General features: G+C 70.1%; 10 protein-coding genes. 5 read left to right on the forward strand and 5 right to left on the reverse strand.

What is annotated here, in order from left to right; genetic code table 11:
- Window positions 1-77 precede the first annotated feature (77 nt).
- From VED21_RS07915 to VED21_RS07930, 4 genes are all read left to right on the forward strand, one after another.
- Window positions 78-398: a helix-turn-helix transcriptional regulator gene (locus VED21_RS07915; protein WP_324881788.1), complete on the forward strand. Its 321-nt coding sequence runs from the start codon at window positions 78-80 to the stop codon at window positions 396-398.
- 60 nt (window positions 399-458) lie between these two features.
- Window positions 459-1,394, forward strand: a complete 936-nt coding sequence (locus VED21_RS07920) for a calcium-binding protein (protein WP_324881789.1) — start codon at window positions 459-461, stop codon at window positions 1,392-1,394.
- A gap of 109 nt (window positions 1,395-1,503) precedes the next feature.
- The gene (locus VED21_RS07925) at window positions 1,504-1,683 is read left to right on the forward strand and encodes a type II toxin-antitoxin system HicA family toxin (protein WP_324881790.1); all 180 of its coding nucleotides are present in this window, start codon (window positions 1,504-1,506) and stop codon (window positions 1,681-1,683) included.
- Window positions 1,683-2,075, forward strand: a complete 393-nt coding sequence (locus tag VED21_RS07930) for a type II toxin-antitoxin system HicB family antitoxin (protein WP_324881791.1) — start codon at window positions 1,683-1,685, stop codon at window positions 2,073-2,075. The genes VED21_RS07925 and VED21_RS07930 overlap by 1 nt, the downstream gene beginning before the upstream one ends.
- Window positions 2,076-2,079: 4 nt before the next feature.
- Here the strand turns inward: VED21_RS07930 and VED21_RS07935 are convergent, their stop codons facing one another.
- A complete protein-coding gene (locus tag VED21_RS07935; protein WP_324881792.1) occupies window positions 2,080-3,612 on the reverse strand; it encodes an ATP-binding protein in 1,533 nt (510 codons plus the stop codon).
- A 239-nt stretch (window positions 3,613-3,851) separates the two neighbouring features.
- Between VED21_RS07935 and VED21_RS07940 the strand changes: the two genes are divergently transcribed.
- Window positions 3,852-4,487 carry a response regulator transcription factor gene (locus tag VED21_RS07940; protein ID WP_324881793.1) on the forward strand — a complete coding sequence of 212 codons (636 nt, stop codon included), beginning with the start codon at window positions 3,852-3,854 and terminating at the stop codon, window positions 4,485-4,487.
- 12 nt (window positions 4,488-4,499) lie between these two features.
- Here the strand turns inward: VED21_RS07940 and VED21_RS07945 are convergent, their stop codons facing one another.
- From VED21_RS07945 to VED21_RS07960, 4 genes are all read right to left on the reverse strand, one after another.
- Complete coding sequence (locus tag VED21_RS07945; RefSeq protein ID WP_324881794.1) at window positions 4,500-6,695, reverse strand: NahK/ErcS family hybrid sensor histidine kinase/response regulator; 2,196 nt, start codon at window positions 6,693-6,695, stop codon at window positions 4,500-4,502.
- Window positions 6,696-6,788: 93 nt separating this feature from the next.
- Window positions 6,789-7,808: a formate dehydrogenase subunit gamma gene (locus tag VED21_RS07950; protein ID WP_324881795.1), complete on the reverse strand. Its 1,020-nt coding sequence runs from the start codon at window positions 7,806-7,808 to the stop codon at window positions 6,789-6,791.
- Between the two features lie 208 nt (window positions 7,809-8,016).
- Window positions 8,017-8,613: a formate dehydrogenase FDH3 subunit beta gene (gene fdh3B, locus VED21_RS07955; RefSeq protein WP_324881796.1), complete on the reverse strand. Its 597-nt coding sequence runs from the start codon at window positions 8,611-8,613 to the stop codon at window positions 8,017-8,019.
- A 19-nt stretch (window positions 8,614-8,632) separates the two neighbouring features.
- The coding region (locus tag VED21_RS07960; protein WP_324881797.1) for a formate dehydrogenase subunit alpha at window positions 8,633-10,214 on the reverse strand (1,582 nt) is incomplete at its 5' end.

Raw genomic sequence — 10,214 nt, forward strand, 5'->3', positions numbered from 1 at the left:
GGCGGTGGGGATGGACCTTGCATTTGGGGTGGGCAGCCCGTATTTCAACCAAAATGGTCGAAATAAAAAGGCCCGCCATGGGAAGCGCAGCGCTGTTGACGCCCGGCCAGTGCCGGGCGGCCCGAGGCTTTCTCGACTGGACGCAGAACGACCTTGCCGAGCGCGCCGCCCTGTCGCGCAGCACCATCCGCGGCTTCGAACAGGGGCACCACGACCTGCACCCGTCCTCGGCCCGGCAGATCGTGCGGACGTTCGAGGAGGCGGGCGTCCTGCTGCTTCCCGCCGGAGCGGCCGGGCCGGGCGTCTGCCTGAAGGGGCCGGAGGAGGCCGGCAGCCCTAAGACGAACGCCTCCCCCTGCGACGAAAGGGCAGGTTGCGGCACCGCAAAAAGCAAGTAACACCTATGGTGTCTACCTCTGGATGAAAAACTTATTAATAATTATCCTCGGAGATACACCATGGGCCTTTCCCTTCCTCCTGGCGTTACCCTGCCGCCGGGTGTCACCGTTCCTCCGGTTGACACCAGCGGCGTGATCCGCGGCGAGCGCACCATCGTCGGCACCACCGCCAACGAGTCCTTCACGGCCGAGAGCGACGCCGGCTGGATGCTGAACGGCATGGGCGGCAACGACACGCTGAGCGGTGCCGGCGGCAACGACACGCTGATCGGCATGCAGGGCGACGACGTGCTCTACGGCGGTGCCGGCATCGACACGGCGTCGTTCACGCTGCTGGCGGACATGTACTCCATCACCAAGACCGGCGACGTGGTCGTGGTGCGCGGCCTGGACATGGGCGTCTTCGACGGCAGCGACACGCTGTACGGGATGGAGAAGGCCATGTTCTCGGGCATCGAGATGGACCTTGCCACGCTCACCACCACCAGCGTGGTGAACCTGGGCACGGCGGGCGCCGACCTGCTGCTCGGCTCGGTCACCATGGACACGCTGGGCGGCGGCGAGGGGGCGGACACGCTGCAGGGCGGCTTCGGCGCCGACCTCATCTCCGGCGGGGCGGGCAACGACGTGCTGTACGGCAACCAGGGCGCCGACACGCTGGGCGGCGGCGCCGACGCGGACACGCTGTTCGGCGGCCAGGGCAACGATGTCCTCTCCGGCGATGCCGGTGCCGACGTTCTGCACGGCAACCTGGGCACCGACACGCTGACCGGGGGCGCGGGGGCTGACCGCTTCGTGCTCGGCACGGGCGGCGGCGCCGACGTGGTGAGCGATTTCAGCTTCGCCGACGGCGACCGCCTCGTGGCCGGCGGCCGCACCTGGACGGCGAGCGACAGCGCGTCCGGCGCGGTGGTCAGCTTCGGCAACGGCGACAGCGTGACGCTGGCCGGCGTCACCTCCGCGCAGGTAAGCGCCAGCTGGTTCGTGACGAGCTGAGCGCGACACCCGCTCCGGGCCGAGGCCGCTCCCAACGGCCTCGGCGTTCGCGCGCCTTGCGCTTGCCAGTGTGTATCGTTGACACTGCCATCGGAGTGCGTACCTTACGATGAAGAGCGCCGATCTCATCCGCGAACTGACGGCGGCGGGCAGGACCCTTGATCGGGTTCGGGGATCGCATCACGTCTTCAAACACCCGATGCGGCCCGGGATCATCGTGGTCCCGCATCCGAAGAAGGATTTCGGCACCGGCCTCGTCGCCCAGATCCGGAAGCAGGCAGGTCTCTGATGCGCTACCCGATCCTTATCGAAAGCGGCTCGTCCGAAACGGCGTTCGGCGTGGTCGTTCCCGACCTGCCGGGCTGCTTCTCGGCCGGCGACACGCTGGATGAAGCGGTGGACGCGGCGCACGAGGCGGCGGCTGCCTGGATCGACGCGGCGCTCGACGGCGGCCAGCCGATCCCGCCGCCGTCGAGCCTGGAAGCCGTGCGTTCCCGCCCCGAGTATCAGGGGTGGGTCATCGGCGTCATCGACCTGGACGACGCGCTGTTCGACGACACGATCGAGCGGGTCAACATCACTCTGCCGCGCCGGGTGCTGCGCCGCCTCGACGACATGGCCCGCGCCAAGGGACAGAGCCGTGGAGCCCTCATCTCGCGCCTGACGCTGAACGCCCGCTGACGCCTCACGCCACGGCGAACAGGTCGCCGTCATCCGGATCGGGGGGCGTTTCGGCGTTGGGATCGCCGGGGGCGGTTTCCCAGCCCAGGCCGGGGAGTGCGATGATGCGCTGGCCGCCGCGGTCGGTGCGGCAGACGATCACGTCGCGCTGCTCCATGTAGGTCAGCAGGCGCCGCGCGCGGCCGGCGGAGCGGCTGCCGCAGGCGCGCGCCACCTCGTGGTCGGACGGGCAGGGCGCCTTTTCCAGCGCGGCGCGGGCCAGCATCAGGAACACGCCCTGGATGTCCTCGGACAGGCCCGCCGCGGCGGCCTGCGCCTTCTCCCATTCCGGGCTGCCGGCGGCCTCGGCGGCCACGCCGGCGCGGGCGGTCGCCAGCTTGCGGCGGAAGGCCGGCAGGTCCAGCGGCTCGCCGCCCAGGCGGTGGATGCGGCAGCGCACCAGGAAGTCCTGGTACAGCACGGCGACCGAGCGGAAGGACGAATCCGGCTCGGACAGCACCTGGCGCAGCACCTCGTCCAGCAGGGCGTTGCGCTCCTCCTCGCTCATCACCGGGCCGGTGTCGGCGGGGGGCTGCTCGGGCGCTGGAGCCAGCGCCGGGCGCGACTGGGCCAACTGGAACAGCAGGTCCATGTTCTGCGGCGGCGGCCGGCGGGGCGGCGCCGGACGCAACGCCGGTTCCGGCTCGCCGGGCTTGAAGATCAGCTCGTGCACGTCCTCCGGCGGGGCCTCGGGCAGGGGCATCAGCTTGGGGCTGCCGCTGCGGCCCGACGTCTCGACGCCGCCGATGGTCACCGGCAGCGGACGGCGCGCGATGGCGGGGCCCAGGCCGATGAAGTGGCCGCGTTCCAGGTCGCGGAACATCTCCGCCTGCCGGCGCTCCATGCCCAGGAGATCCGACGCGCGCGCCATATCGATGTCGAGGAAGGTGCGGCCCATCAGGAAGTTGGACGCCTCGGCCGCCACGTTCTTGGCCAGCTTGGCGAGGCGCTGGGTGGCGATGACGCCGGCCAGCCCGCGCTTGCGGCCACGGCACATCAGGTTGGTCATGGCGCCCAGGGAAATCTTGCGCGCCTCGTCCCCCACCTCGCCGGCGGCCGAGGGGGCGAACAGTTGCGCCTCGTCCACGACCACCAGCATCGGGTACCAGAAGTCGCGGTCGGCGTCGAACAGCCCGCCCAGGAAGGCGGCGGCGGCGCGCATCTGCCCCTCGACGTCCAACCCCTCCAGGTTCAGCACGGTGGACACGCGGTGCTGGCGCACGCGGCCGGCGATGCGGGTCAGCGCCCCTTCCGTGTGCTCGTCGGCTTCCACCACCAGATGGCCGTACTTGTCGGCCAGGGTGACGAAGTCGCCCTCCGGGTCGATGACGGCCTGCTGCACCCAGGGCGCGCTCTGCTCCAGCAGGCGGCGCAGCAGGTGCGACTTGCCCGAACCGGAGTTGCCCTGCACCAGCAGGCGGGTGGCCAGCAGCTCCTCAAGGTTGACCTTCGCCGGCGTCCCCGACGACGTCGTGCCCATGTCGATGCTGATGGTCATCCTGCTCCCTCGTGCGTGGCCGGGCGGCTGCCGGCGCATGGGTATAGCGCAGATTACCCGGCCGGTTCGAGACCCGCTTTGGGCGGGGCCGGGATGCGGAGAATTTGTTACGACGCCCTGCGAACGGCCGGGCCGAGGCCGAGGTTCCGGGGAAGGCAATGCCATGCTTGAGTCGGGCGCGGAATTCCCGGACACTGCCGTTCGCGGGCGAACCATGGGGGCGAGGGGTCACGGGATCGATGCTGACGGTGTTGATTGCCGACGACCATCCGCTGTTCCGCAAGGCGCTGCGCGATATCCTCTCCGGCATGGGCGAGGAGTTCCACGTGATGGAGGCCAGCACGCTGGACGAGGCGCGCGCCCTGGCCGACGCCGACCTGGACTTGATCCTGCTCGACCTCGCCATGCCGCAGGCCACCGGGTTCAGCGCGCTGGTCAGCCTGCGCAACGCCGTGCCGTCGGTGCCCATCGTCATCGTGTCCGCCTTCGCCGACCCGGAGACGGTGCACCAGTCCGGCACCTATGGCGCCGCCGGCTTCATCCCCAAGACCGCCGAGCCCTACGTGATGGCCGAGGCCATTTCCAAGGTGCTGGCCGGCGGACGCTGGTGGCCGAGCGCGCCGGTGGCGAAGCCGGCGGCCGAGGACGCACCGGCCGGCGACCAGACGGCGGCGCTGCGCAAGCTCAGCCGCTCGGAGTCGCGCGTGCTGGAACTGATGGCCGAAGGCAAGGCCAACAAGCAGATCGCCTACGAACTGGGCATCAAGGAATCGACGGTGAAGACGCACGTCACCGCGCTTCTGCGCAAGCTGAAGGTCTACAACCGCACGCAGGCGGTGATGCTGGCCAATCAAGCGAGGTTTCGCGCGAAGTAGCGGGGCGCCCGCTCACTCCGCTGCCGGCACCCGCGCCACGGCGTGGCTGACCAGGGCGCGCAGCTTGGCGGGCTTCACCGGCTTGTTGAGCAGTTGGACGCCGGCCGCGGTAATGCGCGCGCGGGTCTCCGGGCTGCGGTCGGCGGTGATGATCACGGCGGGAACGCCGCCCAGCTCGGCACGGGCGCGGCGGACGAACTCCAGGCCGGTGTCGCCGTGGTCCAGGTGGTAGTCGGTGACGACGAGGTCCGGCGTGAAGCGCCGCTTGCGCGCCGCCGCCAGCGCCTCGTACGGGTTGCGCGCCGCCAGCACGGTGCAGCCCCATTGCTCCAGCAGCGCGGTGAGGCCGACCAGCACGTGCTCGTCGTTGTCCACGGCCAGGATGGCGGTGCCGGCGAGGTCGTTGTCGGCGTTGAAGGGCTGGGCCAGCGCCGCCGCGGTGACGCCGGCCGCGACCGGCACCGCCACCGAGAAGACCGAGCCGCGGCCGGGCACGGAGCGCACCTCCACCGGGTGCTCCAGCACGCGGGCGATGCGGTCGACGATGGCGAGGCCCAGGCCGGCGCCGTTGCCGTGCAGGCCGGCGGCCGGCGCCTCGCGGTGGAACTCGGCGAAGATGGCCTGCTGCCGGTCGGCGGGGATGCCGATGCCGGTGTCCCACACATCGAAGCGCAGGGCGTCGCCGCGCCGCCGGCAGCCGATCAGCACGCGGCCCTCGCGCGTGTAGCGGACGGCGTTGCTGAGCAGGTTGCGCAGGATGCGCAGCAGCAGGTGCGGGTCGGTGCGCACCACCAGCCGGCAGGGAACGGTGCGCAACTCCAGCCCCGCCTCCCGCGCCACCGGCGCGAACTCGGTTGCCAGCGATTCCAGCAGGCTGTCCACCGGCACTTCGGCCACACGGGCGGTGACGCCGCCGGCGTCCAGCTTGGAAATGTCCAGCAGGTCGGCCAGCAGGTCCTCCGCCCCGCTCAGCGCCACGTGGATGCGGTCGACGAGGTCGCGGTTCTCCGGCCGCATGGCGCGCTCGCGCAGGGTGGAGACCATGAGGCGCGCGGCGCTCAGCGGCTGGAGCAGGTCGTGGCTGGCGGTGGCGAGGAAGCGGTCCTTGGAGCGGTTGGCCTCCACCGCCTCGTTGCGGGCGATCTCCAGGGCGATCTCGATCTCGCGGCGCTCGCGGATCTCCTGGCGCAGCATGTCGTTGACGCGGTGCAGCGCCTGCGTGCGCTCGGACACGCGCTGCTCCAGCACCTCCTTGGCCTCGGTCAGCTTGCGGGCGTTCTCGCGGATGCTGATGGCGGCGATCAGCACGTGGCCGAAGATCAGCGCCGCCAGCGTCATCGACGAGACGGAGTGCACGATCTGCATCAGCTGCATGCGCTGCAGCTCGACCAGCGCCAGCGGGAACAGCAGCGCCAGCCCGCTGTAGCTGACGATGATGCCGCCGCCGATGGCCGACCAGAAGACGAGGCGCTCGGTGTGGCCCAGCGCGGCCGGCTGCGGGTCGCCGTCGGCGCTGCCTTTTGCCGTCGGGCCGCGGCGCGTCCACAGCGGCAGCTCGGGCCGGCTGCGGCCGGTCACGGCGCTGCGCAGCCACATGAGGATGAGGAGCGCCACGCCCACCAGGAACGCCCAGCTCACCGTGTCGTGCACGGCCTTGCTGACGTAGGCCAGGGTGGCGAACGTCTCCTTGCCGATCAGCGGCGCGATCATCCGCCGGCCGTAGAGGATGGTGAGGCCGGAGACGCCCAGCAGCAGGAAGCTGACGGCGGTCAGCCAGTAGGCGACGCGGTCCAGCCGCCGCAGGTGGCGCAGCGCGTCGCCCACCATGCCGGCGAATGCGCGGAACCGGCCGTGCAGCAGCAAAAACGCCGCCATCACGGCGAGGCACACGGCGATCAACTGCTTGCCGTAGGTGGCGACCAGTTCCGTGCGGACGGAGCCCCAGTCGGCCCCCTGGCGCTGGATCAGCACGCCGCGGTTCGGCTGGTTGACGGCGCCCTCGGTGCCCTCGCGCACGTGGCGCCAGAAATCGGCGCGTTCGGACAGCGGCTTGGTGGCGCCGTCGCTGAGCCGGACGGAGGATGAGGACGGTTCGGGTGGCGGCGGCAGCTGTTCCTGCGCCGCAACGGGCAGGGCGAGGAGCAGGAGGAGGGCGAGCAGCGCGGACCACAGGCCGCGCGTCCACCCGTTGCCGCTGTGCTGCCCCATGCCGACGCCTCGGATCCGGTTGCCGGGGTGGGGAAAGCCACCGCCGGTCATAGGGCTGAGACTACACCATTCGGGAGCTTTTCGCCCGCCCCCTCACTCCGCCGGGGCGTGGTGGGGGCGGGGGGCCGGTTCCCCCTTGATCTCGGCAACCCACAGGGAGTGGTGCTCGCGCGCCCACTGCTCCTCGACCTGGCCGGAGCCCATGGCGGCCATGGCGCCCTCCATGCCGATGGAGCCGATGTAGATGTGCGCCAGGATGATCACCGCCAGCCCCAGCGCCGTCACCGCGTGGATGATCTGGTAGAGCTGCATGTCGGCCAGGGTGCCGAAGCTGAACGGGAACAGCAGTTGGATGCCGGTGAAGCCCAGGATGGCGCCGCCGCCGACGGTGGACCAGAAGATCACCTTCTGGCCGGCGTTGAACTTCTTCGCGGGCGGGTGCACGCCTTTGCTGAACAGGCCGCCGGCGCGCAGGACCCAGGTGAAATCCGTGCGGTCGGGCAGGTTGTGGCGCACCCACATCAGGAAGATCAGCACGATCCCCGCGATGAAGGCGAAGCCCAGGTAATTGTGCGCTAGCTTGCCCCAGCCGGTGAGCGTGGCGAACGGCCCCGCCCCGATCAGCGGCATCAGCAGGGCGCGGCCATACAGCAGGTTCAGGCCGGTGAAGGCCAGGATGATGAAGCTGACGGCGGTCAGCCAGTGCGCCGCCCGCTCGATCAGGTTGAAGCGCTCGACCGTGCGGCCGGTCTTGGCGCCGTCAATGCGGATGCGGCCGCGCAGCAGGAAGAACAGCGCCAGCGCGCCGACGATGCCGCCCAGCGCCCAGGTGCCGTAGGTGGCGACGGGGCCGTTGCGCAGGTGCCGCCACTGCTCGCCGTCCGACTGGATCAGCACGCCGGCCCGCGGGTTGGGCAGGCTGGTGTAGCCCGCCGCCCCCTGGCGGATGCTGTGCCACAGGTCGGCCTCCGTGGCGCCGGCGGCCGACTGGGTGGGCACCGACGGCATCGGCTCGCCGGCACCGGCCGGCGGCGCGCCGGCGGCGATCGCCACCAGGAGCAGCAGCGCCAGCCCCAGGGCACAGGTCAGCGTCGCCTTGATCCTCGACTTCATCTCGTCTCTCCGTGCACGGCGCGGATGGCTTTTATCCCTCCCCTGGCCCCGCCGGGGGAGGGAAGCCCGCGCAAGCGGGCAGGGTGGGGGCAACGGCCTTCGTGGCGGGCAGGGGCCACTGATCCTCGGCAACAACTTGCCCCCACCCTCCCAAGCTTCGCTTGGGTCCCTCCCTCCCCCGCCGGAGGCGGGGGAGGGGTACTCAACCCTATGACCCCGACTTCATCTGGTACGCCGTGCCCCAGCCCCAGGCGCCGGAACCGAAGCCGCGCGCCACCACGCGCTCGCGGTAGATGTTGGCCACCTTGTCGCCGTCGCCGGCCAGCAGCGCCTTGGTCGAGCACATCTCGGCGCACAGCGGCAGCTTGCCCTCGGCCAGGCGGTTGCGGCCGTACTTCTTGTACTCCGCGTCCGAATGGTCGGTCTCCGGACCGCCCGAGCAGAAGGTGCACTTGTCCATCTTGCCGCGGGTGCCGAAGTTGCCGGCCTGCGGGTACTGCGGGGCGCCGAACGGGCAGGCGTAGAAGCAGTAGCCGCAGCCGATGCACAGGTCCTTGTTGTGCAGGACCACGCCTTCCTCGGTCTGGTAGAAGCAGTCCACCGGGCACACCGCCTTGCAGGGCGCGTCCGAGCAGTGCATGCAGGCGACCGAGATCGACCGCTCGCCCGGCTTGCCGTCGTTCAGCGTCACCACGCGGCGGCGGTTGATGCCCCAGGGCACCTCGTGCTCGTTCTTGCAGGCCGTGACGCAGGCGTTGCACTCGATGCAGCGGTCCGCGTCGCACAGGAACTTCATGCGAGCCATGATTCAACTACTCCCGTGATCAGGCGGCCGAAATGCGGCAGAGGGTGGTCTTGGTTTCCTGCATCAGCGTGACCGGGTCATAGCCGTAGGTCGTCGCCGTGTTGGCGGCCTCGCCCAGCACGATGGGGTCGGCGCCGGCCGGGTACTTGGAGCGCAGGTCCTCGCCCTGGAACCAGCCGCCGAAGTGGAAGGGCATGAAGGCGACACCGCGGCCGACACGTTCGGTCACCATGGCCTTCACCTTGACCTTGCCCTTCTCGGCACCCTCGACCCACACCATCTGGCCGTCCTTGATGCCCAGGTTGTTGGCGTCGGTGGGGTTCACCTCGACGAACATGTCCTGCTGCAGCTCGGCCAGCCAGGGGTTGGAGCGCGTCTCCTCGCCGCCGCCCTCATACTCGACCAGACGGCCCGAGGTGAGGATGATCGGGTATTCCTTGGAGACGTCGCGGTCCTGGATGGACTTGTACAGCGTCGGCAGGCGCCAGGCCTTGGTGTCCTTGTAGGTCGGATACGACGCCACGAGGTCGCGGCGCGGCGTGTACAGCGGCTCGCGGTGCACCGGCACGGCGTCCGGGAAGTTCCAGGCCACGCAGCGCGCCTTGGCGTTGCCCGGCGGGTTCAGGCCGTGCTTGATCGCCACGCGCTGGATGCCGCCCGACAGGTCGGTGGTCCAGGACACGGCACCGATCTTCTCGCCGCCGATCTTCTTGATCACGGCCATCTCGGATTCGGTCAGCTCGGCGTCCCAGCCCATCTTCTGGAGCATGGCCATGGTGACTTCCGGGTAGCCGTCCTTGATCTCGGAGTTGACCGGGAAGGCGCCTTCGGCCAGCAGGGTGACGCCGTTGCGCTCCACGCCGAAGCGCGCGCGGAAGGCGCCGCCGCCCTCGGCGACGGGGAGCGTGTTGTCGTACAGGTTGGCGGAGCCGGGGTGCTTCATCTCCGGCGTGCCCCAGCACGGCCAGGGCAGGCCGAAGTAGTCGCCGTCGCACGGGCCGCCGTTGGCGCGCAGCGTGGTCTTGTCGAAGGTGTGCTGGTTGGCCATGTGGAGCTTCAGGCGCTCCGGCGACTGGCCGGTGTAGCCGACCGACCACATGCCGCGGTTCCACTCCCGCGTCGTGTCCTCGATCGACGGCTCGTTCCCGGTCACCTTGATGTTCTTGAACATCGGCTCGGCGAAGCCGAACTTCTTGGCGAACAAGTACATGATCTCGTGGTCGGTCTTGGCCTCGAACAGCGGGGCCATGACCTTGTCGCGCCACTGGACGGAGCGGTTGGACGCGGTGGCCGAACCCTCCGTCTCGAACTGCGTGGCGGCGGGCAGCAGGTAGACGCCGTCCTTGCGGTCGTGCAGCACGGCGGTCATCGTCGGGTAGGGGTCGATGACGACCAGGATGTCCAGCTTGCCCATCGCCTTGCGCATGTCCGGCAGGCGCGTCTGGCTGTTGGGCGCGTGGCCCCAGAACACCATGCCCTTGATGCCGTTCGGCTGGTCGATGTTCTCCTTGGCCTCCAGCACGCCGTCGAACCAGCGGGAGACCGGGATGCCGGTCTTCTCCATCAGGTCCTTGGAGGCGAAGCGCTTGAGGATCTCGTCG

This window comes from Azospirillum sp. (genome assembly GCF_035627195.1).
In the GTDB taxonomy this organism is placed as follows: Bacteria; Pseudomonadota; Alphaproteobacteria; order Azospirillales; family Azospirillaceae; genus Azospirillum.